Genomic DNA, 25,606 nt, shown 5'->3' with positions numbered 1-25,606 from the left:
CACCACTCAATGATCACCCGACCAGCCTTGATTGCTCTGCTGGTCCGGAAGCTTGCGTGGCCATCCGGATAGATTCGCGATAGGCTTCAAACATACGGTTGATCCGTTGATGGGCGGGTTCGCTGAGCAATTGCCGTTCTTGCAACCAGTCATCGTTGTAAACCGTGTCGAGATACTTCTCCCCGGCATCACATACGAGAACGACGATGGTGCTCCGGCGCTCCAGAAGGAGCAATCGCTTCATGGCGACATGGATGGCCATTCCTGCTGTCCCGCCGACCAGAAATCCTGTTTTCCGCGCAACAATCCGCGCTGTTGCAAAGGCGTCGATATCGCGAACGGTAAGCTCCTCATCGATCAGGGAATGATCGACATTCGGGCCCACGCAGAAACCTTCCGGAGCACCTGCTCCGGTCTGCCAATGCTGGCGCGCGGGACCCCCGAATATTATCGAGCCCGCGGGTTCGACACCGATGCTGACGACCTTTGAGCCCAGCCGTCTTAGTTCACTCACCGTCCCGCAAAGCGTACCGCCAGTTCCGACGGCCCCGACCAGATATCCGATGTCAATGCCCAGATCGCGAACCAGTTCTTCTGCCAGTCCGACATAACCCAGATTGTTATTTGGGTTATGGTGTTGGTCCGGCCAGAAAGCTCCTTCCGTCTCGGCGATCTCGTTTGCGATCCGCATGCGTTCAATTGTACTCGCCTTGTCGCTCGTTTGGCCGCCCACGAACCGCAATTCGGCGCCCAAGGCCTTCATGGCGCTCAGTTTTGCGCGCGAGGCGTTGTTGTCGACCACGGCGATGAATTTGTAACCACGCTCGATCGCAATAAACGCAAGGCCGGTTCCGGTATTGCCTGAGCTCGACTCCACGATCAGCCCACCGGGTTTCAGGCGTCCTTCCCGCTCGGCGGCCAAAATCATCTCGCGGGCCATCCGCACCTTGCAGGATCCGGTTGGATTGAGTTGCTCCATCTTCAGAAGAAGGCGACTGCCCGAACCGACGCGCGCAAGTTCGAACAAAGGGGTATCGCCGATCAGCTGCGATCCGGCTGTGGCGATGTTGCTCCCCACGTGTCGGTCTTGAAGCGTCATTGGTCAATCCTCCAAACGAATTGATTGTCTTGCCGTGAGACGACGATCTTGGGCGGAAGGGGAAGCTGATGAAAAGAGCTTTCGTTCTTGTCCATCTGGTAGCCAGCGGTATTCGGATAAAGGATGAGATCGCCGTAGCGTGGCGGCGCCTCGAACGCGACTTTGCGCCACGTCAAGACGTCGTACTCCATACAGCTTGATCCGCCGATCGCGGCCCGGGTCGGTTCCTGTGGGCGCTCCGGCCCCATCTGGACAAGCATTGGCGTCGGCAGAAACTCGCTGTTGACCCATTGAGCCGACATGCTCATGCTGAGGCCAGCAACAGTGACGAGGCCGTAGTCGCGTTTTTGCTTGAATCCCTGGACCGGAAACGCGGACATACCTGCGCCGTCCAGCAGTGCTCGGCCGGGTTCGAGAAAAAGCTCGATCTGATGGTTGCGAAGCTCGGCAGCCAAATTTCCGGCTGCGCACGAGCTGCTAAGGATCGCATCGAGCATGCCCGCACCGGTAGGCGACTGGAAAAAAGGGTAGAATTGAGAGAATGTCTTTGCGGCGTGGAAGAGTTCGGGCCTGCAACCTTCCTTGAACGCCAGCCAGTCTTCCTCGGAAACAAAACTGCAGGCGAACCCGCCACCGATTGAAATCGCCGAAGCCGTCAGGCCCATTGCCCTCGCGTCGAGGCATGTTTGTACCAAGGCAAGAGCCAACTCCGCTCGGGGCTCGACGGCATAACCATCGAGATGAAAGGAAAATCCCTGCATCTCGATGTGCTGCTCTGCTTGCGCGCACTTTGTGAGCGCAATGCCGAGATCTCTTTCGTTCAGTCCAAAGCGACTGTCCTGGGCTGAAGGCGGGAGAACCCGCAACAGAATCCGCAGGGGCGTAGTGGATCGTGCTGCTATCGCGATCGCCCGCCCAAGCTCGTCGAGCGCATCGATGGCGACAATGGCGTTATGCCGGCTCGCCAGCCACAAGAGTTCATCGCTCTTTGCAGCGCCTGTAACGCCGATGCGCTCCCCCGTTATTCCATTTGCGAGGGCATGAACGAATTCTGGTTCGCTGGCGACATCGATCGAGCCATGAAGTGTTGCGATCTCGCGCAGCCAGGCTCCGGCCTTGTTTGCCTTTTTGCCAAAATAGACACGGCCCCGGACTTCGTGCCGTTTCAGCACCGCCTGAAAAGCCGAAAGGTTCTCAGCGAAGCTTTGGGGATGAATGAGATGAAAAGGGCCTTGGACGACATGGGCGATTTGCTGCAGCAGATCGATATCATTTCTGATCGTCACCGCCCATTCTCGTTCCAAAGCTTGCAAGGAAGGGACCGCTAACTCCACAATTCGATCCTCCTGCCACGACCCGCGGCTATAGCCCGCGTCGCGAAGGCATGAGCAATCGGGATATCGGTGATCACCATGCCGCTGTTGAAGGCAAAGACCTTGTCATCCTGGCTGCGCCGCCCCGATCGGCGACCTGCGATGATGTCGGGCAGTTCTGCATCGACGTCCATGATGCCGTCTGGACCAGCCAGCCGTCGGTGCTTGTCGAACATTTGGCTTTTGTTGGTCGCGATTGTGTAATCGGCCTCCCCGAGTGCGCCGTCCTCGACACCCTTGCTGGCAACAGAAATCAACAAACCACCGGGAGCAAGCCACCTGGTCTGAACCCTGGGGTGGGCAGCGCGCCCGGAGGCCGCCACGACGACGTCCGACATCGCGACTGCTTCGGGCACATCACCCACCAGTTCTACCTCGCGATCCGGGAAATATCTTTTGAAGGTTGCGATGCTCAGGGCGATCCCTTCCGGATGGGTGCCGAACAGGCGCAATGTTTCGAGCTGCGGCATGGCGGTCAACAGATAGGGCAGCGTGTTGACGCCTGAGCGACCGCTCCCGATCATCAGGGCCGAGCGGGCGTCGACCTTCCCACAATATTTGGCGATGATCGCTGTTGATGCCGGCGTCCGGTAACCGCCAACCTTCAGGCAGTCCATGAACGCAAATGGCATGCCCGTCGTGTCGTCATAGAGGCTTATCGTGGGGTAATATTTCTCATAGTTCGTGTTCCCCTGCCGGTATGACGTTTTGAAAGCGAGCATCTCGGTCCCGCCATCGTAGCCAAGCATCGAATACGACAGCGAGTCCCGGTCGTTTGGAAGCGGCAACATCAGTTTCGTCGGGCAACCCGACTGGCCGTTTGCATAGGACAGATACGCTTCCTCGACGATCGGGATGACTTCCGACGGCGCCAGCTCGATGTCTGCGAGGTCTGTCCGGGTCAACACATGCAGGGCGGGCGTATGGAGATAAGATCTGGTCATCTGCTGCTCCTCTTCAAAAGCGTGCTCTGAGAATTTGGGGAAGGGGCAGTCAGCGTGTCCGGCCGCAACGTGTAGCCGAGGTGCTCAAGGGGAACATCGCAAGCCGGAATCGCTGGATTGAAGACGTGTCGCGTGGTCTTGAACGGGAACAGGTGACCGCTGCGAGCCATAGCGAAGATCTCTTCGGGCGTCACCGTCTCTCCGGCACGCCATGACGTCACCTGCACCTGTTCGTATCCAAGGAAAACAACAGGCAAAAATTTAAGATTGAGCCGTTTCGCGACAGTGAGCCGATGATGCCCGTCCATGACAAAGTGCGCATCCCTGTGGGCTGTTATCGGTTCGATCCAATGCCCGTCAGACAGGATCTTTGCTTCAAGATCGTGTACTCTCGAAAGATCCACCTCTTCGGTAGGCACGAGCAAATGGGGGTCAAACAGGCAGTATGAAGAGGCCATTTCGGGCTCCTTTCGACCACGCGGATCTTGCGACACATGTTGCGATTCCCAACGAACGTCGGATCTATTCGTAAATACCTTGAACCGACCGCTCGACTCGCCAGCATACCCAAAACCGGCGGCCGATTTCCGTCGCCGCAAAAACACCGCAGAGAACGATTGGCAGCATCCGGAAGCCGAAAAGTGCACAGAGCGTGATGATCAAAATTCTGACGTCGCGCCCCAGTCGGAAATAGGTATGACGATCTTTGGACCGCATCCAGCTATCGTAGAGCAAGCCGGTGTAGCTGCTGGCAGAAACAGCTACCAAAGCACAGAGCGTAATAATGAGATATTGCTCACCGTAGGGCTCATGTAGCGTGAGTGGCCAGGCAAGTGCCAGCAACATAGCGGCATCGAGGACGCGGTCCAACGTCAGATCCAGCCAGGAACCGAATGTCGATTCTTTGCCCTGAAGCCGTGCCACCTCGCCATCGGCTTCATCAAGAATACCTCCGATGAGCCAGCAAACTCCGCCAACCGCGAGCGGCAACGCTCGTCCGTCCAGAAATAGCAGAACTGCACAGAAGGCGGATAAGGCGCCCGCGAGCGTGACGTAATTGGGGTGTATTCCAGCCGCCGCGAGTGGCTTGGAGGCGAGATGGCAAAGATGCCGCACGATCAGGCGCGATACCGGACCATCCATGGATCTCTGAGAGGCACGGATCTCCAAATGGCGCTTGACGCCCGCTACCAGGTCTGGACCCATCGATGTGATATTCACCGCCTCTTGCGGTCGGTAAAGAATGAAGGGTACTCGCTCCTCACTATGGCTTGGAAAAACATGGCAAAGCAAAACCTCTGCCCCATGGTGGTCGCATGCCGCCTTGATCGATTGCAGCAAGCTCGATTCCTCGGATCCGTTATCGCTTTTGCGGGGAGCTTCCATGTCAGTGGTGTCCAGTGCCGTGAATTTCGTCAGCAAGGCGAGGCCCGACTGATAAATGACAATGGCCGAACGCTTGTCGCCCTGTGGGAGTTGATCGAGTTGCCTGGAGACAAACGAGAAATTGAGCTTCTCAGCGAGCAGCAGTAGTTTCTCGTTTGTCTCCGAGCTAAAAAGCTCCTTACCGACAATGGAGACGGACACTTCCTGGAATGTTCGCCTCAGAAGCTGCAGATTCCTCTCGAAGCAAGAGGACCCATAAGCTCGCGCGAAGAAATAGTCCGCGACTAGTTGCGGATCGGAAACGTCGTCGAGATCGATCGCGTAGATAATGGACTGCATTTTGAGCCGCCTTAACCGGAAACAACCGAATTTTGTTGTTTGATGACACTGAGCAAAGCTGTGGCGTGGATCTCGATCCGCCTGACAACTGCGGCCCCAACGTTCTCCATCGCCTCGCTGGTCTGGGCGCCCACATGGGGCGTGCACAACACATTCGGAAGGTTGAGAAGCTCGTCCGCGGGATCCAGCGGTTCGGAGTGAAATACATCAAGCCCGGCACTGGCGATCTTGCCGGAACGCAGGGCGGCCAACAGTGCCGGCCGTTGAACGACGCCCGCTCGGCCTGTGTTGACCAGTACTATGCCATCTGGCATGCGGTCGAACTCGACGTTTCCAATCATCCCCTGCGTCTCCTTGGTGAGCGGGAGATGGATCGATAATGCGGACGATCTGCTGAGCAGTTCCTCCAGGTTTGTAAATGATGCGCCCGTCTGTTCGGCCACCAGCTGCTTTTCCCGTTTCATCGGCGAACGATCGAAGACAGAGATATTAAAGCCGAGGGCGGCGCTGCGCTTTGCCATGAGGCGACCTATCTGGCCGAAGCCAAGTATACCGAGCGTGTGTCCTTCAATATCCCGAGCCAGTTGCGCGTATTTGATCCCCCAGTTTCCGGCGCGAAGCTCAGATGAAAACAGCGGCAAACGTCGCCAACCGCAGAGAAGCAAAGCAACCGCATGGTCGGCGACAGATCTCGACGCGGCCGGGGTAGAATCGACTACGATGCCCCGGTTGCGGGCAGCATTGACATCGATGTTGTCGAAGCCCGAACCCGCTTTAATAATGAGGCTCAACCGCCCGGCTCGGTTGATGTCAGCGGTGGTGACCCCGACGTGACTGCGCAAAACGAGGATGTCGATATCATGAAGATGTTTTGTAAAGTCGCCGTCTTTGACCTGTTCCACCGCATGGCGGGCAGCAAGCTCGTCAATCATGGATTGATGATAGTGACCAAGGAGTAAGATTTTCATCATACACATCCGCCAGTGAGAGTAATGCCTCGGTCAGGCGCTGCGAGCCTCGACCGTTGTGCTCATGCGCATGGGTGCGGCGAATATCCTTTCCGCGATCCGCAGATCCTCAGCGCTGTCGATCTCGTACCATCGAAGGTCATCGCAGCGAGCTGCGGCCATCCGCAGTCCACGCCGTTCAATCAGGTTTGCGAAAAGCTCCTCCGTGTAAGCCTTGACGGCACCTGTACCGATCAGATCGTCGAGGAACGGAACGATCTTGCCTCTGAGATCTGTGGAGCTCAGGCGCATCAGGTTCATTGTCTTGAAGAGCTGCGGAGACCCGTCGGCGAGATTTGCTGCCGTCTGCTTCATGCGGACTTCGGCTATATAGTCGTTTTCCCCGAGAATGACCGCAGATCCCTCCATCGAAGCGTCGAAAGGTGCGACGGCGGACGTGTTTGGGACGTCGTTGATCGTCAGATAATGGAGAGCATTCACCTCGAAAAAGACATCGCCTTCCAGAAGATAGCAATCGCCTTGAAGAAGTGCCTCGCGTGCCAGCCAGAGCGAATACGCACTGCCCGTCTTGTCGAATACGGCAGACTCGACATAGCTGACCTCGAGTCTCCCGAACCGCGAGCCGCAGGCATACTGAATCGCGTCCTTGCGATAGCCAACAACGATGGTGACGTCTTCGACACCGACCGCTTCGAGGTTCCGCAAGGCATTGTGAAGGATAGGAACTCCATTGACCTCGACCAGCGGCTTGGGCCGGAGATCGGTCAGAGGGCGCAGCCGGGAGCCGAAGCCTGCTGCGAGGATGACGGCTCTCTTCGGATGATAGTTTGTCATTTGCATCCCTTTATGAAGTTGAGGAGGAGGATCGGATCATTTCCAGGCGTTGAGCATCTCAACGAGACGGGAAAGCCCGGTTTCGAGCATTTCCGTTGGGATCCCGTATGAGAGACGAATGCCCGATGGATCGCCGAAAGCCGTGCCTGAAACTGCGGCGACGCCGACTTCACGCAGAAGCGAATTCACAACGTCGTCTGCGGTGACGGCAACGCTGCCCGCCTTCGCTTTCAGCAGCTCCGACAGATCAAGATAGAAGTAGAAGCCGCCCTGTGCATTCGGTACGGGAACATGGGAAAGGCCTGAAAGCACGCTGAGTCCGATCTGCCTTGACCGGGCGAGCTGAGCGCGAAGGTTGGCCTGGTATGGAAAGAAGCTCCGATGCTCGCAGTCCGCATGCATAGGCCATGTGAAGCATCGCTCGATCGCGAAGCCCACCAAAGCTACGGCTGTCGGGAGCGGCGAGCAGCGCCTTCACCTCATCGATGGTCAGGGTATCGACCAGCCGCATGTCGGTCCGCTTTTGGGGCAGTGCGTGAATGCGCAGCACCTGATCAAGGCAAGAAGGAATCTTGTACTCGATATAGCGAAAGAAGGATCTTATCGCGGCAAGACGGACATTGCGGGTAGAGGCGCTGTTCTGACGACCGGTCTCCACATGATCCAGAAAAGCCAGTATCAGATCCGGATCGAGATCTTCGATCTGGAGATCGATTGGCCGGCATCGCCGCCGCGCCGCAGCGAACCGGGCCAGCAATGTGAAGCTGTGGGCGTAGGTCGCGACCGTGTGGGGGCTGGCATTGCGATGCCGCGGCAAATGATCGACGAGAAATACGGTAAGATGAGAAGCGAGCGGGGTCACCGGACACCTCCCTGGAAGCGATCCTCATTTACCGCAGCAATGGCGCGCATTAAAACCGGCGTGGCTTCGAGATACCAATAGGTGCAAAGAATGCTGCTGTGCCCAAGATAATCGCGAAGCGCGACCATGTGGCGGCGGACTGCGTTGATATCGTGTGCGCACGCCTCGAGCGAACGGACAGCAAAGCTGTGCCGAAGATCATGCAATCGCGGCCCTGGAGTGCCAACCGGGCCACGAATGCCAAGCTGACGGGTTAAGCTGTTGAACGTCCTGCCGACGGATTGCTTGGTCGGCGCCCGTCCTGTGCAACAGATGAACAGATCGTCGCTTATGGAAAAGGCCCGGTTGCGCGTGACGAGATAGGTGGTAATCGCCTCGCGCGTCGTTGAATGGATCGGCAATAGTCGGCTTCCGCCACCCTTGCTTCGGCGAATCAGCAGTCCGTCGCAGGTGAGGTCTGACCGTTGTAGAGCGAGCGCCTCCGATACACGCATGCCGGTGACGGCCAGCAGGCCGAGCAGGAAGTGATACGTGTAGGGAGCGATCGTCCGGTTCGATAAGGTCAGAGCAGCCGACAAAATCGCCTCGATCTGGTCAGGCTGGAGCAGATGTGGCGCCGGTCTCGGGTTCCTCCGCGATCCGAACGCGCCCTTAGGTAGCGCAGCGTGCCGGGAGTCCTCCGCTTGCAGAAAAGTGGAGAAGCGACGCAGGTGATTGTATATGGTCCTACCGCGATCGGGCGAACAGGCGAGATTGCACCATTCATGGACCCGATCGGTGGTGACGTGCGTATCGCCGAAATTATCGGCATAGCGCGCAAATCTGGTGAGGGCATGTTCGCCTGTCTCGAACTTGGCGCCGAGCTTGCGGCGGTAGTCAACATAACGCTCCAAGTGCTCGATCAGCATGCCGTACCTCCAATCCAGGGCTGCGCCACCTCACCTAACTTGTTGAAATCCAGCTTCGCATAGATCGCGGTCGTATCCGGCTTCCTGTGCCTGAGCACCGTACCGATCGCCTCGAGAGTGGAGCCCTCGCGCAGCATCGCGGTGGCAAGCGAGTGACGGAAAACGTGCGATCCGGAAGGGATACCGGTCAGACCAGCCCGCTTGATCGCCTTCGTGACGACCCACCCAACGATACTCGAATGAGCGAACGACCGATGTGGCGCGTTCATGCGCAAGAAGAGATGCTTGTCTGGGACAGTTGGGCGAACGTGTTCGATATAGGCCAGGATCGCCTCCCCGGCGTCCTGGGGAAGAGGGAGTCGGGTCGCACGCCTGGACTTGCCGGATACGCGGATTGTGCCCTGGCCCCAATCGATATCATCGAGTTGCAATGTGGCGATGTCGCCGGCGCGCAAGCCGAGCCTGGCCAGCAACAGGATCAAAGCCCGGTCGCGAATGCCTCTGCGCGTCGAGGTATCGCATGATCCGATGATGCGTTCGATCGACTCGCGATCGATGTACTTTGGGACTTGCTTGGCGCGAATCGTTGGCCCAACATTCAGTGCGGCAAGTCGATCGGGTGGACACTCGCCTTTAGCGATCAAGAACCGGACAAATGATCGTAAGGTGCTCATCGTTCGACCGATTGATCCAGTCGAGCGGTGTGCCTGGTCGAACAGGATCGAACGTAGTACCTCAGTCGAGCACGTTACTTCTTCGCCACAGATCTTAGCGTACCACCGCTTCACCTCCCTTAATTTGTCTTCGATGCCTCTGGGGGAAAGCGCCCTGGCCGTGGCCAACCAATGGCAATAAGCCGCCAGCCTGTCATCTAACTTGGAGGGTTGCGGTGGCGACGCTACAATGTCTTGGCCAACGAGATGGGCGACGAACGTGGTAGCATCACGGCGGCGAGTCGCCACAGTGCCATGTTTTAGGGGGCCGCTCTTGGCACGTGGGCATGAGCAATCGTGCCGAGCGAACAACTCAATCGTATCACGGTTCACATGATCCCAACCGCCATTGTTGCCGGTCCAGTAAGCAAAGTGCCGTGCATTGAAAACCATAGGCCTGACGGTCTTGGGAGTGTAGCCTTTTGCCGCCAGTGCAGCGGCATAATGGCCTAAATACTGTGAAATATCGTTCCGGTTCCTCGACGGAATCACACCTCGCTGTTCAAGCAGATGAATGAACATCCGCGCCACCGACATATATTGCCGAGGGTTGTTGGGAGTGGCTTTGAACCCAGGGCACCGGCATCGATGCTTTCCGAACCGTTCCAATGTCGCATTGGTAACGTCAGCCAGGGCGATCTTGTGGAGATCAAGCCAGCAAATCAAATGTCGTGAGGCGTTTCTGTGAAGGTGATTGGAACTCATGACGTAAGGCGCCACGAACTCCGCAATAAGCTCGTCTGGCAACAGCGACGTTGCGGCAACGTGAGGCTCATAATCGAACAACGATACTTTTGACATGCATATCCTCCATTGGTTGTGGGAGGATGATATTATGCCGATCGTACAGCCTTCTAAGCGTAGGAAACGCGCCCCAAGACAAAACCTACTCGGCATAATTACGACCTCGGCATAATGGAAGACCAACAACAGCAGAGGCCGGCTGATACGCAAGCAGGACGAGCGCGGCACCGGCAACATCAGCCTGCCGCCCAGCTTCACGCTCCACGAAGGCGACTATGGCAGCGGCGGTGTTATTGCGATCCGCGTCCACCGCACATTTTCGCTGGAAACCAGCCTGATGTTCACCATCGTCGAACGTCCGGCGGTCGGCAGTTGCCGTGTCTTCGACCGCCCTGGCGACAGCGCCGACCTCGTCCATCTCGCGACGAGCCGGCAGGCTGCGCAGGAATGGCTGACCACCCATGGCTATCCGTCCGCCGTCCTCGAGGACGTCACGGCGGATGAGATAGCCGCCGATGTCGTGGAAGGGAGGGCTGCCGCATGATCGATCTTCCCAACACGAACACGCCCGACTGCACCCCCGGATTTCCGGAGGTTTCCTTTGGTCTGTCCTGCGAAGGGTTCCCCGTCGCCCGCGTCGGCGATCACGCCTTTGCCATGCTGTCAGGTCATTCCGGACGGCATTATCTGGCCACCGGCTGGAAGATTGGGCGTCCGCTTCCCGAGTGGCGACGGGGAGACTTCTACGGCCATTGCGGCGAACTCGCCGATGAGGCGGCGTTTAGTGCACACGTCCTTGAACAGGCCGAACATCAGCGCGAAATACAGGCGCTCGGACGTCGGAATACCGCCCCCCATGTGCATACGCCATGGGGTTCGGCCCAGCACTCGACAACCTATGCCGAGGGGATCGAATTCCACTCCACTGCAAGCCACGGCGGCTTCAGGCTCTCGGCCGACCGAAACCGCATTGTCCATCCGCTGCTCCGGGCGGACGACGGGTTCTACGAGGAGGATTGCGCCTGGGCTGCCATGGCGCTCACCTTCCCTGAACTGTTCACCAGCTTCGAGAAGCGTTGCGCCAGCGAGACGCTAAAGAACTGGGAGCCCGATGCGTGGGAGGCGATTTTCGCGAATGTGCTTGCTCACGGCGAATCTCATGTGAAGGATCGCCGCGCGTTCAAGCTGGACCACGCCAGCGACTGGATTGTGATTTCGGCACTTCGATCGGATCATCATCCAGGCATGACCGAGGTGATCGCCACGCGAGCAGGCAGGCGCGATCATGGCGGCGAGGAACGGCGATTTCTCGTGCCGTCACCCGAATACGAAGCAGGCCGTTTCGGCTACGTCATCGATGAAGCGCGCCATGCAGCCTACGACGGCCCATCAAGCCTTGCCTCATGGAAGGGGAGGACGGCGGCATGAACCGGTCCATCGATCGACAGGCGGAATTGCGGCGCATGGAAGAAGCGTGCCGGCAGACGCGGCATCAGCTCGACATGATCGAGCACCAGATCATTCGCAGGATGACCGCGCTGATCCCATCGCTTGGACGGCGCAAATACGGATATCGCCGCGGCAGGCCTCCTGAACCCGAAGCCTTCCTCACCCGCTACCGCTCAAATCTTGCGGCGATCACCGCGCAGCGCCAGCCAGAGATCGATGCTCTGGCGCGCAAGCTTATGCGGCAGCAGTCCGCGATTGCGGCATTGCAGGAGACGATACCATGAAGCGCCATGAACCGCTTCCGTCTCTCACGGATCAGGAGGTAAAGGCGCTTCAGCATTACGCAGCGAGGCACGGCCGATCATGGAAGCGCATCCTCAACACCGTCTGGATGGGCGAAGGGCGCTGCGATGACGACCAGATCCTTCGCAAGCTGCGCAACACGCACGGCCCGACCTGGCTGGACCGCTATCGGCTGCCGAAACCTTGAGCAATCGGCACAGCCCTGATCAACGCTTGCGCACGAACTCGGTGCGCAGGACCAGGCCTTTGATTGCGTCATGCCGGCAGTCAATCTCTTCCGGATCGTCTGTCAGCCGGATCGAGCGGATCACCGTGCCCTGCTTCAAGGTCTGGCCGGCGCCTTTGACCTTCAGGTCCTTGATCAGCACGACGGAGTCGCCATCGGCCAGCACGTTGCCGGAGGCGTCGCGCACTTCTGCGGCTTTTGCTTTTTCGGCGGAAATCTCGGATGCCGGACGCCATTCGCCGGTTGCTTCGTCATAGACATAATCGTCGCCGCTATGATCGCTCATCTGCGGTGTTCCTTTCGCGAATACTGTTGGTCGGTCGTAACGCCAGAGGCGCGTCTATCGTGGAAAGCCGGCGCAAGCAAATCAGGGTGTTCTGACAGGCACATCGGGCATATCGGCGATCCATTCTGGCGACGCGGAGCAGCAGTGACGTCAGCATGGAAGGACCAGCTTGCAGGCGCGGGCCTGGCGCGCGTTTTGCATGACCTCCTTTCCGGCTTCGGCATCCGGGATCAGCCCCTTTGCCGTTCTGTCCTTCGGTTTCGTGGCGGTCTGAACCAGCGCCCGTCCGGTTCAAGGCCGCTGTCGCGCCGCGGGGCGGCCGGTCATGCCGCTCTCGACAAAACAGGCACGCGGGCTTCGCAGAACCGTGGGTTCCGCTTGCCCGCCCACCTGCTTCGCTCGTTCTGGCCTGCCCGGACCCTGAACCGCCCGGCTTGCGCCGGTTCTTTTCGACCGCACCGAAGGACAGAACGGCCAAGGGGCCGAACCCTTCGGGCAAACCGAAAAGGAAACCATCATGGCAAAGCCCGCAACCCCTTCCCGTCAAGCTTCTCGCCCTGCCGCCCGTGTCGTGCAGCTCCGCAAGGGCGCCACGATCGAAATGGTCCGCCTGACATGCCCCGACGAAGCGCAGGCGCTCCGGATCGCCGAAAGCTTCGGAACGGCCATCCTCGACAGCGACGGCATCCGCGACATGCACGAGCGCCTTATCGTCGAAACCGCGACCGGCCTCTCCGATGGCCTCGGCGAACGGGCGATGCAGATCCATCTCCAGCGCATCGTCGGCGCCTATGTGGGATCGGCCCATGGCGCTGGCCAGTTCTACAGCAAGGCCGTCACCGAAGCACGCGATGCGACCGCCAAGGGTGCGTCGGACGCTCGCGACGAGGATCTCGATGGCCCCGTCGGTTACGACAGCGCCGCCCAGCGCAAGCGCGAGTTCGCAGCCGACATGGGTATTCAGGCCCACGCGCTCCGCCTGGCAGCTGAAGGCGCCGTCGCAGCCTACGAACAGATTGTCGGCGAAGCGTGGAAGCCATTCGATCGGCCGGTCGACAACCCCGGCCAGGCGCTCGACCGCAAGGCGGCCGCAGCACAGATGGACGCTCTTGGCTGAGACGTCTCCGGCGGAGCATCCAGCTCCGCCTTCGTCGGGACGAGGCCGCCTCACTCCGAGGCGGCCATTTTTTGTGTCGCCGTTGGAGTAAAGCTCAATGGGGATACAGAAGAAAGACGAAGAGACGCGGGGCGACATCGCTGCCCCGTCCCGTTCGTCGGTCCTGCAGGAGCCGGCGGCAAGCCGCAACGGCTGCGCCGTCCTCCACTGGCGTTCCGGCCGTTCCGGTGCGCCTTCGCCCCGATCGCTCCTGCTTTCGGCCCTCCGCAACGGGGCCGCGATGGGCGCGGCCTCCTGAAACGGAGGTTTGGAAATGAGCAGGAAAGCAGCAAACACGCGGACCGACATTTATGCACGCATCACCGACAGGATCGTCGCCGATCTGGAAAAGGGCGTGCGCCCGTGGGTGCAGCCGTGGAGTGCGGCCAATCTATCGGGCCGGGTGAGCCGGCCGCTTCGTCACAACGGACAAGCTTACACCGGCCTCAATGTTCTGCTTCTGTGGTCGGAGAGCGTCGCCAGTGGTTTCATGTCGTCAACATGGATGACGCTGCGCCAGGCAAACGAACTCGGCGCTCACGTGCGCAAGGGCGAGAGCGGCGCGACCGTCGTCTATGCCAGCCGCTTCACCAAGACCGAACCCGATGCGGGCGGCGGAGAGGTCGAGCGCGATATTCCCTTCCTGAAGGCCTATACAGTTTTCAATTGCGATCAAATCGATGGCCTTGCAGATCATTATTACAGTCGCCCCGAACCGATCGCGAAACCGCTCGAGCGTATCGAGCATGCCGATCGCTTCTTCGATAACACGGGTGTTGTCGTCCGTTACGGCGGCGACAAGGCCTATTATTCTCCTGCCTCCGACCACATCCAGCTGCCGCGGCCCGAACAATTCCGGGACATGGCCTCTTTCGTTGCGACGAGAGCGCACGAAACCTTGCATTATGCCGTAAGTCCGATTATGCCGCATGGCCAATTTTCAGGGCGGAAGCTCCTCCAATTGGCCATGCAGCTGGTCGGCATAATCAGAGCCGTCAAGAGTGGCGACTATCGCGTGACAAGACGACAGTGCGCGTTCTAGCTTGTCCGGTGTTAAGCTGCCCCGGTACTGCGACTTAAACCATCACGTCTTGCAAATATTGGTCGACGTGCTCGGTCCAAAGCGCTGGCTTGAACATCAATGCGTGGCCCATGGGTGCCGCCACAAATTTTCCCTGTCCGCCCGCGGCCTGAAACTTGTCAAAGTTCCCCCTACAGTGTGCTATGCTGTAGTATTGATCTGAGCTGCCATGCAGCCAAAGAGTTGAAACTTCTGCGGATGCGCCCCGCTGGAAAAGCAGTGGGTTGACCAATGCATGTGACGGGCACCCTGTTCCCAGCCAGCCTCCATTGAAATTGATGGAACCGCGAAACGTCTTTGGCCTCATGCCAGCATAAGCGATGGCCAAGATACCCCCGCGTGAGACGCCCCCGATGACAAGCTTTTCCTGATTTACGTCAGATCGACCGCGCAGATGGTCGACTACCGCATCGACGTCCTCAACGGCCCGCTCGAAGCCGGCTATGGCTATTTCTGCGTCGCAGGAATAGCCGGAACCGTCTAGGGCAAGACCTTCACCATAGGCTCCGCCAGATTTTCCCCTTCCTCGACGTTGAGGGAACAGTGCCAACCATCCCCGCTCGACAAAGTAGTTTGCCACAATCGCGGGAGCCACCGTTCTGGAATAGAGGGATCTATTCTGCCCCCTGCCGGTCGAGCCGTGGTTGAACACAATCGTTGGAAACGGGCCTTTGCCAGTGGGCTTCGCGGCGACGATCTCCAATCGAGCTTCAGACTCAGCTGAGGGTATGAATAACTTATCAAACTTCATTGAGTGTGCCGCCGGAGATGTCTGCTCAGTTCGCAGTTATCATTTTGGTCAACGGTCCGAAAGGGGTCGGAAGCTGTCGAAGATCTGCTTAACAGATGTGTCTTTGGCGTGAAGATTGCCGCTCCAACAACAAGGAGCGCTAAAATGTCAATATCCGGCCATACCACCTGCCTTGACGCTTACCTGGCGTCATTCGAGCAGACTTTTGCTGCCAGGAACTACAAACCTGCGACCCTCGAAAACTATCGTCACCACCTCCGACGCTTTGGCAGACTACGGCATGCGCGGTCTCACCTGTTCGACGCTCTTCGGCCTGATCGCCGTGACCGGACTTCGGATTAACGAAGCCTTGCGTCTCGACCAGACCGATCTCGATGTTGAATCCGGCGTCCTTCGTGTTCGCTTCGGAAAGCTCGGCAAGGAACGAATGTTGCCCCTAGATCAAACCGTCGTGCACCAACTGGAGACCTACGGGCGTGAACGGGACCGGCTATTAGGTCACAGATCAGAGCCTATGTTCGTCACGTGCGATGGCCATCGTCTCGGCGATTGCGGCGCCCGCTACAACTTCGCGCTGGTCTGCCAACAGATTGGTTTGAGGCCGAGGCAGGCTTACAAGCGCCATGGGCGCGGGCCACGCATTCACGACCTTCGTCACACCTTCGCGGTTCGGACGCTGCTAAACTGGTATCGTTCCGGCCAGGATGTCGGGCGCGAGATGATCAAACTCACGACTTGGCTCGGTCACGCGAGCCCCGCCAATACCTATTGGTACCTGGAGGCGGTTCCGGAATTGCTGGAATTGGCTTCCGCCCGCATAGCAAGCGCAGCGGAGGGGATTCGATGAAGGCGAGCAGTTTCCCCGCGCTGATCCAACGCTTCTTCACTGACCGGCTCTGCACACAGATGGAGGCAAGTCCCCACACCATCGCCGGTTACCGGGATACATTCCGGTTGCTGATACGCTACGCTGGCTCACGGCGTGGAAAGCCGCCCACGAAGCTGACGATCGAAGATCTTGACGCCGATCTTGTCGCCGACTTCCTGACCCACGTCGAGACGGCGCGCGGTAACACGGCACGAACCCGCAATACGCGCCTTGCCGCAATCCGCTCATTCTTCCGATACGTTGCGATGACCGATCCGACCTGGCTTCTCCATTGCCAGCGCATTCTCTCGATGCCAAGCAAACGATACGTCAAGCGAAGCGTGACGTTCCTCGACGCAGACGAAATAGCAGCCCTCATGGCCGCGCCGGATCGGACGACGTGGGTGGGGCGCCGCGATTACGCCCTGCTGTTGCTTGCGCTTCAGACCGGATTGCGGGCATCCGAGCTGATCGGTCTGCGCTGTAAGGACGTGGTTTTGGGAGACGGCGCCCACATCCGTTGTATCGGCAAGGGGAGAAAGGAGCGTAGTACGCCTCTCCGTCGCGATACGGCAAAGCTGATCCGGGGTTGGATTGGGGAGCGTAGTGACAGCGACAGTCCCCTGTTCCCCTCGATCCGGGGCGAACGGCTCAGTCGTGATGCATTGGAACATCTGGTGCGCAAGCATTGCCTCACGGCATCCCGAGCATGCCCGAGCCTGGCAAGCAAACGGGTTACACCGCACACCTTGCGGCATAGCACCGCGATGGAACTGCTCCATCACGGCGTCGACCAATCCGTGATCGCGCTCTGGCTTGGTCATGAATCCGTGGAAACGACCCAGATCTACATCCACGCCGACATGCGGTTGAAGGAGAAGGCGCTTTCTCAGGTCGCGAGACCGGAGGCCCATCTAGGGCGGTATCGACCCAACGACGAACTGCTCGCGTTCCTTGAATCGCTCTGATTATGCCGAACCGCCGCATGGCTGAATGGGAAAGTCTCCGCGCTGAAAATTGGCCATGCGGCATAATCGGACTTACGGCATAATGGACATTATGCCGATATCGGCATAATGTCCATTGGGCGGGCGGTCCTGCCCGGCTGAACAGGGACCTGAGCCGCTATCACAAGGATCGCCGCGAGAGGGCCTTCGAAGAGATGCTGGTGGAGCTTGGGGCAGCGATGATCTGCGCCGATCTGGGTATCGTGCCGGAGCTGGAGCCGCGCCCGGATCATGCCGCCTATATCCAGAGTTGGGCCGAGATCCTCGGCTCTGACAAGCGGGCGATCTTCAATGCGGCGGCGCATGCGCAGCGCGCTGTCGCCTATCTGCACGACCTTCAGCCGCAGGCAGCCTCCGGACAGGAGGCGGCCTGATGCTCCAGGTGTCGAACTTTACCGGGGAGGGCGCGTCCTCGCCGATCCGGCTGCGGGCGCTTTCGCTCGGCGCCGGCGTCCAGTCCACCACCATGGCGCTGATGGCAGCGCATGGTAAGATCGGGCCGATGCCCGATTGCGCGATCTTTGCCGATACCGGTTGGGAGCCAAAAGCCGTCTACGATCATCTTGAATGGTTGATGTCGCCGAATGTCGTTCCGTTCCCGATCCATGTGGTGTCGGCCGGCAATATTCGCGACAATCTCATGGACGCCGTCGCCGGCAAACGGTGGGCTTCGATTCCGGCTTTTGCAAAAACCGTGACGCCAGCCGGGAGCGCACGACCGGTTCTCGATGAGGACGACGACGGCGAACTCGTCCAGATCGGTTCCCGCGCGACATCGCGCGAGACCGTATCGATCGGCATGATGCGCAGGGCCTGCACTGCGGATTACAAGATCGTGCCGATCCGGAGGAAGGTCCCGGAATTGTTCGGGCCTCAGGCGCAAGCGATCACCTGATCATGCGGTCGCGGAGCAGTGGATTGGCATTTCGACAGACGAGGTCAGCCGGATCAAACCCTCATTCGAGGACTGGCAGATCAATCGTTGGCCGTTGATCGAACAGCGCATGAGCAGGCGCGATTGCCTGGCCTGGTTGCGCCGTCATGATTATCCGACGCCCCCAAAATCGGCCTGCATCGGATGCCCGTTTCACGATAAAGGACGCTGGCGCCACATGCGTGATCATGATCCGGAAGCCTGGGCAGAAGCGGTGATAGTCGATCGAGCACTGCGGACCGGCATTCGACGCATCCGTGGCGAAGTTTATCTTCATCGCTCATGTGTTCCTCTTGACGAAGCCGACCTGTCGACGGCCGCCGATCATGGCCAACTCGATCTCTGGCCCATCGAATGCGAAGGCATGTGTGGCGTCTAGGGCAGCCTTCTGGCGCTGCGGTGACGGATCCGCTCCATTTGGAGCGGAAGAGGCACCGCCATATGGTGGAACTCTGCCGTGAAAGACGCCGGCCCAGTCAGTTCCTGAAGCGGGGGACATGTTCCATGCTGACCAGCCGTTGGGGTGTGGGGCGCTGAGGGCGAGTGCGATTGCAGCATAGCCGAGGCCTTGCCGGTTGGGAGGAGACACCATCCAGTCGAAGATGGCTCTGCTGTCGAACAGTCGGTAGTGCAGACGCACCCATCGGCGATGGCGTCGAAGGGAACTGCAGGTCTGCAGCCGTGACGTGGTGTGAGCATGGTCCCGAAACGATTGTGCCAGCGGCGTGCTGGTGGTGAGTTCAACGATTGGTCTCGCGGCATGTCGTGGTCGATCCGGTTCGGACAGGCCACACCCACGCAGACCTCGATTGATCTGGTGTGACCGAAGGACGCCTTCGTCTCGATCGCCTTGGCCGCAACGGCCATACGCAACTTTCTTCCCCTGCGAACAGGTTCGCATTCCTCGCGGGCCAAGAAAGCCGCTCCCGGCCGTCCTCCACTTCGTTCCGGCCGCCAGCGGTGCGGCGTCGATCGCCGTCGGTCTTAACACCGTCATCGAGGACGCGATGGGCGCGACCCGAGCAAACCGGAAAGGTTACGACAATGGCAGTCATCGGCGAATTCACCACCAACGGCAACAACTCGATCATCGGCAACGTGCGCACGCTCACCGTCAGCATGAAGGCCCGCCTGAACCCCATCGAGCGCGTCTCGCGCGACGCTCCGGACTTCCGCATCACCGCCGGCAACGGCGTCGAGGTCGGCGCCGGCTGGAAGGTGGTCTCCAACGACGGCGAGGAATACATCTCGGTCAAGCTGGACGACCCGAGCTTCAACGCCCCGATCACCGCAGCCCTTTGGCCGGGCGAGAAGGAAGGCGACTACGCCCTCATCTGGAACCGCCCGAAGCGGGAGGCCTGATCCACGCCGAGGAGCTCCGCCGAAAGGCGGGGCTCTTTTCAGTGAAAGGAAGCTGCAACAAAGTCGCGTGGCTGCGGCGCGCTATTCACTCAGTCGCGATAGATTGCACAGCAGACGAGATGACGCTAAGGGCATTCTCGTCAAGAGTAATGATACCATCCTGTTTTTCGCCGATCAGCTTTGGCGTTGCACCGCTGTTGTCCCAAATCCAGGCTCTGTCAGCTCGTTCGAGAAACCAAGGGAGTTGAGCGAGAGATCTTACGTAGCGTGCACGCACCTTATCGGCAGGCACGTCATGCCCACCCTTCGCAACACGAAGTTTGATACGCTCGATCGACCGCTCCGGGCTGTCCAAAACGGTGTAGAAAAGCCATACGGCAAATCCCAAAGCTTCAGCTGCCTCAACCAGACGCCGATACTTATCCGTCGATAATACGGTCTCGACACCGATTGTTTTATGAACGGCTATGGATGACTGGATCCACGCTTCGATGCGCTGAACTGCAACCAAGTTGGCTTCGGGAAGTGGCTCCTTCTCCACTTCACTGATCCGGGCGGCTAGAAGATCCGGATTGACAATCCATACGGACCGCCCTTCCAATTCGAGATCCGCATTTGCGTAGACGCTACTCTTGCCGGATCCGTTCGGTCCAGCGACGATCAGAAAGACGGGCTGTTCAAGCTTTTGCAGGAGCACGATCGACGACGCCAGTCACAGCCTTGTTGTCACGGCGCGCCTTGGCCACATTCTTGCTAAATACATAGGTAAGATCTTGTCCGAATGTTTGGCTTTTCGCGTCGATCGTGCGCACGGTGACGAACTGCCCGCTACTCGAATCGCGAACTCGTTTCTCCGTGACCGCCTTGCCACGCACTCCGGACTTTGGGCCACCAAGCTTTTTGACGACGACTTTTGCCATGTCTGCTCCAATCTTTCGTTTAATATAGCAAGCATTATCGAGGACGAAAAGGCCAATCCTCTTAAGGAGCACTCGCAATTGATCAGGTGTCGCCGAGCAAGTTGCGGACGGGATCGCTGGTCGGTAGCCGGGTGATTGAGAGCCGAGCGAGGAGGCTGCAGAAGCATCTGGCAAAGGCCGACCCTCCCCGATCAGATAGTGACGAATATCGAGTGTTTCCCAGTTGTTGACGTGTGCCGACGAACTGAACTTGTCGATGGTGCCATCGCGCTTAACCGACAACGCGTGAAGCATCAACAGTGCCGACGCAGCAGATCGGATATTGAGCCTGTAAACGAACTGGTTCTCATACATATCCCCTGTGTGCGATGTCAGTCTGACCAACATCGAGGGGTTGGTTTTGAGCCACTGCGCAGCATGAAAAAAATGCTCGATGCCGCTGCGCTCTATGCACTGGCATATGCCCAAACCACGCGCCATCTCGACCAGTCGATCATAAGCCCGGGCAACGGAATTGGTCTGGGCGCTGACCGCAAACCCGGAGTTCGAAACACGATGTGGCTTTTTAGTCCCGAATTCATCCACGGCAGCGTTTCCATCTTCATGCCGAAGCTGGTCAACGGGTAAAGTACGAACCCCGGGCGCTCGATCCCGGCCGACGCGAGACCGCTCAGGATTTTTGCCGGAACACCACCACCACCTTGCTTGGCGCAGGCGAAAACGTGCTCATCCAGGAGAGACGTTCCGACATAGATCTCCCTGGACCATAACAATCGGGCCATCGCCGCGCGAATATTTACGATATGGTGCTCGATTGCGCCACGTTCGCTGTCGCTGAGTTTCTTCTCATCGGTAACCAGATGATCGAGCGAGTTGAACAGGTTGAGCTGATTGTGTTTGCTGGCAAGGAAAGCGTCGGACTGGTTGACCGACTTCGACTGCGGAGTGACGACTGTGGCGATTGTGGGATGACGCAACTGCTCACCATGATTAGCGATTAAACAGAGAACGCCAAGCGAACCGGCAACGGGTCGCTGTTGACCAGATTTCACGAATTGCTGATGAGCTGCGTCCTGCTCTTCTCCCAAGCCTCGTTTAGGTCATTGAGATGCCGCTCGATCCAGGCGACAATCTCTTCCCCATATCGACCGGAACTACCTTCGAGCACTCTAAGGGTCACGAGGTTGAATGCCACGTTGATTCCTCCGCCGCGAACGACAACGTTTGCTGGCATTGCAAGATTGGCGCAGGTCACAACGGCGCTGGCGCGGTCATATCTGTGCCGAGAACCGAGAAGATCGCGCAATTCGGAGAGAGCTTTTTCGTCTGCGGCGTAAATTCCAACCGCCTCAAGCTCGCGACGGCCGTGTTGTTCGAAGTCATAAGGCACGTAGCCGTCTTCGGTCCGGTATAATACTTCTTCAAATTCCTCGGGAACAATGGGCCGAAACGAAAGAAACCATGTCTCTTCCTTCGTTGCTGTCATCGACATCATTCTTTCCAGCTCCGAGGCGTTCAGACCGGCGACGGTCTGAACGCAGGAAAGGCCCATGAGCTTCGCGAATTTCGGACCGTCATTTTTTCGGGACCAGGCGGAGTAGTTGTAAAGCTTGCGATCCCGAGTCGGAATTTTGACCTTAATTCTGATGCGCGTCTTATCAGCCGTCCAGACACGACCCTGGCGGAGCTTCGTTTGCTCTACCTTTTCGACATACGGACGATGAACCGGATCGAGTTGTTCTCCTGTCGTCAGCCCATGACCTTCGTGGCTTTCATCGGTTGTCAGCCAAACGACATCGCGCAACGGCTCTCCAGATCGTCTCTTGACGTGACCTAGGTTGAGCTGAGAAGCCAAAATCCCCTCAGCGAGGGAAACGGAAGTATGATGAAAGAGGATCATTAATATCTCGGAACAGAGAAGACTTGGAGTTGAAACGTCCTATAGACCATCGAGAATAGATTGTTTACCCCTAATAGAGTTATTGTCACTTTGGTCTGGCGCGAAACCATGTGCATGAAAGGGAACGCAAGAAATTCCGATTCGATGCTTTGTCGTGTCTATTGTCCTTCTCCGCAAGGCCGCCACGGGAGTTTCATAAAGAAACCGGCCCGACTTGCGATCAGCTCATCGACGGGACTGGTAGGATCACAGCCGTGACATGGTAAGAGCCCCGAGGCCAAAGACGATACCGTGGCGGATCGGTCTTGAATTCGCCGATGTTTTTTTCGCAACTGTACCCATCCGGTCCCGGACTGGGCGCACTTGCGCGGACCTCGATGGATCTGATGTGACCGAAGGACGACTTCGTCTCGATCGTCATCCCGCAACGGCTCCGGTGCAGGCTGGAAGGCGGTCTCCAACGACGGCGAGGAATACATCTCGGTCAAGCTGGACGATCCAAGCTTCAACGCCCCGATCACCGCAGCCCTGTGGCCGAGCGAGAAGGAAGGCGACTACGCCCTTATCTGGAACCGACCGAAGCGGGAGGCCTGAGCTTCCACCGAGGAGCTCCGCTAGACAAGGCGGGGCTCTTTCTCTTTGCGACAGATAAACCGGTCGCGGGTATCGAGCCCGTTCCCGACTTTTCTGGTGCCATCAGATCGACCCATGGTGCCGGGAGCCAATGCCGGCATCAAGGAGAGCGGTACCCCCAAAATGCCAGCGCATTTCGGCTCTCCACTCCCGGCTCCGTGAGTCGCGTTCGCGATCCTTGACCCCGCCATCGCCTCCCGACCTGCGGCGTCTTCTTTCAAAAACGTCAAGGAAACGCCACCGAACCAGCAGCACAGGGACGTCAGCCGTTGAGCGCGTCCTTTACCGCCTTGCCTGGCGTGAATGTCAGCTTCTTAGACGCCGCAATCTTGATCGTAGCACCCGTCGCCGGATTGCGTCCGTCTCGTTCCGGGGTTTCCTGTCGGGTAGGAACGACCCGTTGCCGGGCCGCTCCTCCCTAAGAACTGTACGTGCGAGTTTCCCAGCATACAGCTCAAGCCTCCGCCAAGCCCTGTTTGACCAGAGCCGCCAGTTCCTGTGCATCGGTATGAGATGTGGAATCACCGGGCCGATCCGTAACTTCCGACGGCAGACCGCGCCTTCCGGCGAAGTAGCTGTCCCACATGGGATCGAAAGGATTCGCTTCGGCCCGGATTTTGCAGTGGCGACGTATCGGTACGTCGGACGCGTGGATGAGGCGGATGAACTTGAGGTTTCCTGCCTTATCCTTCATCCCTGCGCGGAATACCCAGTCTCGTGTACCTTCCCGAGCGAAGTAACGATACTTCACCCAGCGAAGCGGCTTGTCCGGGTGTCTACGACAGGCCCACTGCCAGAGACACTTCCAGATGAGATGATCGACCTTGCGGAAGGTCTCCTTCGCCACCTGGTTGTGATGATAATTGGTCCATCCCCTTATGACCGGGTTCAGCCGCATTATCAGATACTCCTGCTTCACATCGGCGGCACCCTTGATGATCGTCCGAATCTTGCGCATAAACGCCACCACGTTCTTTTTGGCGGGTTTGATGTGGGTATGCCCATCATATCTGCGCACGTTCCAGCCGAGGAAGTCGAAACCTTCCTCGACCCGCACGATGCGAGTCTTTTCTTCAGACAGAGACAGACCTCGTTCCGACAGAAAGTCCTCGACTAGAGATTTCGCCTCCTCAAGCACCTCTTTCGAAGCACCTGTGACGACGAAGTCATCGGCGTAACGTATCAAGTGGACCTTGGTCAGGCTGTTGCGACGTCTTGGGCCGTAGAAGTCCCGTAACATCTTTTCCATTCCGTCCAAGGCCATGTTAGCGAGCGTGGGCGAGATTATTCCCCCTTGCGGAGTACCCGCTTTCGTCGCGTGCCAATCACCATCCTGTATGTAACCGGAGTCCAGCCATTTCCGGAGCACCACCTTGTCCATGGGGATGTTGGCGATGAGCCAGTCTTTGCTGATTTCGTCGAAGCAACCAGCAATGTCCGCATCTAAGACCCATTCCGCCGTGCCTCGTCCGCGCAGAGCAATATAGCACTGGCGGGCCGCATCACGGGTCGCTCGAAACGGTCGGAAACCGTACGAATTCGGGTCTGCCGTCGTTTCCGCGACAGGTAGCAGAGCGAGCAGGTGAAGTGCCTGCATGGCCCTGTCCTTCATCGTCGGAATACCGAGCGGACGCAGTTTCTTGCTATTTGCTTTCGGGATATATACCCGCCTCAACGGCAAAGGATGATACCCACGCCGTTTGAGCGACAATAATCCTCTGACGCACTTACCCGGTGTGTCCCAGATGATCCGGTCCACTCCGGGTGTTCTCTTTCCCTGATTTCCAGTAACCCGTTTCACGGCAAGCGCTTTGCCGCTGAACGAGTGGGTCAGCAGCCGTTGCAAGGCTTTCACCTTGCCCCAGCGACCTTCCCTAACCGCCTTCGCAATACGCATCTGCAGCCGTCGCACGTGTTGGTAAGCCTTGCGCCAGTCAATCTGGTCCCAGCTCACCGCTTCGCGGGAGGCCGCACCAGTCACTGTTGTGACCGTCATTTGCCTGTCCTCCTGCCGAGGGTTCTGCACATTCTCTCGCGACGGGAGACCCGTCGGAAGTCTGCCCCCTTTCGGGCGGGGTGATGTTGGCGAGCCGCAACCCCTGTCCAAACCATTACAGTCCGGCGTTCGCTTTCTCCGACATCCTCTGCCCGCACCGCCAACAACTTTCCTTGCGGTCGGCCTGCCCGTTGCCGGGCGACGATACGGGTTTACCGTGTTTCACCTAAATAACGCGGGTGGGTTAGATCCTGCCTATCCGCCGGCGGTCCTTCGTCCGTGTGCCTCCAAAGTAAAGGGAAGCAGCCGACCGCACACCTTTTGGTTCAAGCCTGTCAGCATCTTTGGCTTGTCAAATTTCACGACGTTTATCAGCAGTTCATTTGCATTGATCATACCACCCAGCCTAGCGCCTCATCCGCACTGATGCTCGCAGAAGATGCCTCAGCCTCACGACATCGGCATGGCCCGAAGGCCCGGCTACATTGTCCCGACAGCTTCAAACCGGACCGTTACCAGTCCCGCATGTGCCGGTAGGCTACTGATGACGGAACATCAGGTTTG

At 58.4% G+C, this 25,606-nt stretch carries 26 protein-coding genes and 6 pseudogenes; 13 read left to right on the top strand and 19 right to left on the bottom strand.

Going from position 1 to position 25,606, the window contains the following annotated elements; all coding sequences use genetic code 11:
* Positions 1-13: 13 nt before the first annotated feature.
* The 11 genes from IEI95_RS01540 to IEI95_RS01490 form a co-directional block, all read right to left on the bottom strand.
* On the bottom strand, positions 14-1,099 hold the full coding sequence (locus tag IEI95_RS01540; RefSeq protein WP_172691100.1) for a PLP-dependent cysteine synthase family protein: 1,086 nt from the start codon (positions 1,097-1,099) through the stop codon (positions 14-16).
* A complete protein-coding gene (locus IEI95_RS01535) occupies positions 1,096-2,385 on the bottom strand; it encodes an alanine racemase (protein WP_234934144.1) in 1,290 nt (429 codons plus the stop codon). Before IEI95_RS01535 ends, IEI95_RS01540 begins: the two co-directional genes overlap by 4 nt.
* A gap of 38 nt (positions 2,386-2,423) precedes the next feature.
* Positions 2,424-3,416: an ornithine cyclodeaminase gene (locus tag IEI95_RS01530; RefSeq protein ID WP_194415685.1), complete on the bottom strand. Its 993-nt coding sequence runs from the start codon at positions 3,414-3,416 to the stop codon at positions 2,424-2,426.
* Positions 3,413-3,874, bottom strand: a complete 462-nt coding sequence (locus tag IEI95_RS01525) for a ParB N-terminal domain-containing protein (RefSeq protein ID WP_172691097.1) — start codon at positions 3,872-3,874, stop codon at positions 3,413-3,415. Before IEI95_RS01525 ends, IEI95_RS01530 begins: the two co-directional genes overlap by 4 nt.
* 64 nt (positions 3,875-3,938) lie before the next feature.
* Positions 3,939-5,141, bottom strand: a complete 1,203-nt coding sequence (locus IEI95_RS01520) for a CDP-alcohol phosphatidyltransferase family protein (RefSeq protein ID WP_172691096.1) — start codon at positions 5,139-5,141, stop codon at positions 3,939-3,941.
* Positions 5,142-5,152: 11 nt separating this feature from the next.
* Positions 5,153-6,112, bottom strand: a complete 960-nt coding sequence (locus tag IEI95_RS01515; protein ID WP_172691095.1) for an NAD(P)-dependent oxidoreductase — start codon at positions 6,110-6,112, stop codon at positions 5,153-5,155.
* Between the two features lie 30 nt (positions 6,113-6,142).
* Positions 6,143-6,943, bottom strand: coding sequence for a phosphocholine cytidylyltransferase family protein (locus IEI95_RS01510; RefSeq protein WP_172691094.1), 801 nt, complete (start codon positions 6,941-6,943; stop codon positions 6,143-6,145).
* Between the two features lie 36 nt (positions 6,944-6,979).
* Positions 6,980-7,255, bottom strand: coding sequence for an aminotransferase class I/II-fold pyridoxal phosphate-dependent enzyme (locus IEI95_RS01505; protein WP_194415689.1), 276 nt, complete (start codon positions 7,253-7,255; stop codon positions 6,980-6,982).
* Positions 7,191-7,805 (bottom strand): tyrosine-type recombinase/integrase, encoded by a 615-nt coding sequence (locus IEI95_RS01500; protein ID WP_194415684.1) that lies wholly within the window; start codon positions 7,803-7,805, stop codon positions 7,191-7,193. Before IEI95_RS01500 ends, IEI95_RS01505 begins: the two co-directional genes overlap by 65 nt.
* Positions 7,802-8,713: a tyrosine-type recombinase/integrase gene (locus tag IEI95_RS01495; protein ID WP_156538732.1), complete on the bottom strand. Its 912-nt coding sequence runs from the start codon at positions 8,711-8,713 to the stop codon at positions 7,802-7,804. Before IEI95_RS01495 ends, IEI95_RS01500 begins: the two co-directional genes overlap by 4 nt.
* Positions 8,707-10,227 (bottom strand): tyrosine-type recombinase/integrase, encoded by a 1,521-nt coding sequence (locus IEI95_RS01490; protein ID WP_194415682.1) that lies wholly within the window; start codon positions 10,225-10,227, stop codon positions 8,707-8,709. The genes IEI95_RS01495 and IEI95_RS01490 overlap by 7 nt, the downstream gene beginning before the upstream one ends.
* A gap of 115 nt (positions 10,228-10,342) precedes the next feature.
* On the opposite strand from IEI95_RS01490, the pseudogene IEI95_RS29225 reads away from it, so the two are divergent.
* From IEI95_RS29225 to IEI95_RS01470, 4 genes and pseudogenes are all read left to right on the top strand, one after another.
* Positions 10,343-10,714: pseudogene (locus tag IEI95_RS29225) on the top strand (UCP036055 family protein); the annotation flags it as partial.
* Entirely contained in the window at positions 10,711-11,598 is an 888-nt protein-coding gene (locus tag IEI95_RS01480; RefSeq protein WP_156538734.1) for a DUF7007 domain-containing protein, read from the top strand. The pseudogene IEI95_RS29225 and the gene IEI95_RS01480, both read left to right, overlap by 4 nt.
* Positions 11,595-11,903 carry a hypothetical protein gene (locus IEI95_RS01475; RefSeq protein ID WP_070167551.1) on the top strand — a complete coding sequence of 103 codons (309 nt, stop codon included), beginning with the start codon at positions 11,595-11,597 and terminating at the stop codon, positions 11,901-11,903. The genes IEI95_RS01480 and IEI95_RS01475 overlap by 4 nt, the downstream gene beginning before the upstream one ends.
* Positions 11,900-12,109, top strand: coding sequence for a hypothetical protein (locus tag IEI95_RS01470; protein ID WP_070167493.1), 210 nt, complete (start codon positions 11,900-11,902; stop codon positions 12,107-12,109). The genes IEI95_RS01475 and IEI95_RS01470 overlap by 4 nt, the downstream gene beginning before the upstream one ends.
* 19 nt (positions 12,110-12,128) lie before the next feature.
* Here the strand turns inward: IEI95_RS01470 and IEI95_RS01465 are convergent, their stop codons facing one another.
* Entirely contained in the window at positions 12,129-12,434 is a 306-nt protein-coding gene (locus IEI95_RS01465; protein WP_070167492.1) for an alkylphosphonate utilization protein, read from the bottom strand.
* Positions 12,435-12,951: 517 nt separating this feature from the next.
* Here IEI95_RS01465 and IEI95_RS01460 point away from each other — a divergent pair.
* Both IEI95_RS01460 and IEI95_RS01455 read left to right on the top strand, forming a co-directional pair.
* Positions 12,952-13,551 carry a hypothetical protein gene (locus tag IEI95_RS01460; RefSeq protein WP_071205634.1) on the top strand — a complete coding sequence of 200 codons (600 nt, stop codon included), beginning with the start codon at positions 12,952-12,954 and terminating at the stop codon, positions 13,549-13,551.
* Positions 13,552-13,864: 313 nt separating this feature from the next.
* Entirely contained in the window at positions 13,865-14,632 is a 768-nt protein-coding gene (locus tag IEI95_RS01455; RefSeq protein WP_234624941.1) for an ArdC family protein, read from the top strand.
* A gap of 34 nt (positions 14,633-14,666) precedes the next feature.
* Here IEI95_RS01455 and IEI95_RS01450 read toward each other — a convergent pair whose 3' ends face one another.
* Positions 14,667-15,422, bottom strand: a complete 756-nt coding sequence (locus IEI95_RS01450) for a dienelactone hydrolase family protein (RefSeq protein ID WP_070167489.1) — start codon at positions 15,420-15,422, stop codon at positions 14,667-14,669.
* A 274-nt stretch (positions 15,423-15,696) separates the two neighbouring features.
* On the opposite strand from IEI95_RS01450, the pseudogene IEI95_RS01445 reads away from it, so the two are divergent.
* From IEI95_RS01445 to IEI95_RS01425, 6 genes and pseudogenes are all read left to right on the top strand, one after another.
* A pseudogene (locus IEI95_RS01445) lies at positions 15,697-16,269 on the top strand (tyrosine-type recombinase/integrase); the annotation flags it as partial.
* On the top strand, positions 16,266-17,258 hold the full coding sequence (locus tag IEI95_RS01440; RefSeq protein ID WP_060716547.1) for a tyrosine-type recombinase/integrase: 993 nt from the start codon (positions 16,266-16,268) through the stop codon (positions 17,256-17,258). The pseudogene IEI95_RS01445 and the gene IEI95_RS01440, both read left to right, overlap by 4 nt.
* 110 nt (positions 17,259-17,368) lie before the next feature.
* Positions 17,369-17,671: pseudogene (locus IEI95_RS01435) on the top strand (zincin-like metallopeptidase domain-containing protein); the annotation flags it as partial.
* Positions 17,671-18,610 (top strand): annotated as a pseudogene (locus tag IEI95_RS01430) (hypothetical protein). The pseudogenes IEI95_RS01435 and IEI95_RS01430, both read left to right, overlap by 1 nt.
* A 318-nt stretch (positions 18,611-18,928) precedes the next feature.
* Positions 18,929-19,054, top strand: coding sequence for a hypothetical protein (locus IEI95_RS29560; RefSeq protein WP_267967336.1), 126 nt, complete (start codon positions 18,929-18,931; stop codon positions 19,052-19,054).
* A 221-nt stretch (positions 19,055-19,275) separates the two neighbouring features.
* Positions 19,276-19,593 carry a DUF736 domain-containing protein gene (locus tag IEI95_RS01425; protein ID WP_060716549.1) on the top strand — a complete coding sequence of 106 codons (318 nt, stop codon included), beginning with the start codon at positions 19,276-19,278 and terminating at the stop codon, positions 19,591-19,593.
* An 85-nt stretch (positions 19,594-19,678) separates the two neighbouring features.
* Here the strand turns inward: IEI95_RS01425 and IEI95_RS01420 are convergent, their stop codons facing one another.
* Genes IEI95_RS01420 through IEI95_RS01405 form a run of 4 tightly spaced genes read right to left on the bottom strand, consistent with a single transcriptional unit; the run spans position 19,679 to position 22,317 of the window.
* Positions 19,679-20,290 (bottom strand): ATPase, encoded by a 612-nt coding sequence (locus IEI95_RS01420; protein ID WP_060716550.1) that lies wholly within the window; start codon positions 20,288-20,290, stop codon positions 19,679-19,681.
* Entirely contained in the window at positions 20,271-20,993 is a 723-nt protein-coding gene (locus IEI95_RS29865; protein WP_234614003.1) for a hypothetical protein, read from the bottom strand. Before IEI95_RS29865 ends, IEI95_RS01420 begins: the two co-directional genes overlap by 20 nt.
* The gene (locus tag IEI95_RS29215; protein ID WP_234614004.1) at positions 20,960-21,601 is read right to left on the bottom strand and encodes a hypothetical protein; all 642 of its coding nucleotides are present in this window, start codon (positions 21,599-21,601) and stop codon (positions 20,960-20,962) included. Before IEI95_RS29215 ends, IEI95_RS29865 begins: the two co-directional genes overlap by 34 nt.
* Positions 21,562-22,317: a DUF4160 domain-containing protein gene (locus IEI95_RS01405; protein ID WP_234614006.1), complete on the bottom strand. Its 756-nt coding sequence runs from the start codon at positions 22,315-22,317 to the stop codon at positions 21,562-21,564. The genes IEI95_RS29215 and IEI95_RS01405 overlap by 40 nt, the downstream gene beginning before the upstream one ends.
* Before the next feature lie 531 nt (positions 22,318-22,848).
* Between IEI95_RS01405 and IEI95_RS01400 the strand changes: the two are divergent.
* Positions 22,849-23,007, top strand: a pseudogene (locus IEI95_RS01400) (DUF736 domain-containing protein); the annotation flags it as partial.
* A gap of 301 nt (positions 23,008-23,308) precedes the next feature.
* Here the strand turns inward: IEI95_RS01400 and IEI95_RS01395 are convergent.
* Positions 23,309-23,428: pseudogene (locus IEI95_RS01395) on the bottom strand (HU family DNA-binding protein); the annotation flags it as partial.
* Positions 23,429-23,500: 72 nt separating this feature from the next.
* Positions 23,501-25,042 carry a group II intron reverse transcriptase/maturase gene (gene ltrA, locus IEI95_RS01390; protein ID WP_194415678.1) on the bottom strand — a complete coding sequence of 514 codons (1,542 nt, stop codon included), beginning with the start codon at positions 25,040-25,042 and terminating at the stop codon, positions 23,501-23,503.
* Positions 25,043-25,606: the final 564 nt, after the last annotated feature.

This window comes from Agrobacterium vitis (assembly GCF_014926405.1).
Classification (GTDB): domain Bacteria; phylum Pseudomonadota; class Alphaproteobacteria; order Rhizobiales; family Rhizobiaceae; genus Allorhizobium; species Allorhizobium vitis_H.
Note: the sequence above shows the minus strand (reverse complement) of the source record. Positions and strands in the feature narration are given on the sequence as shown.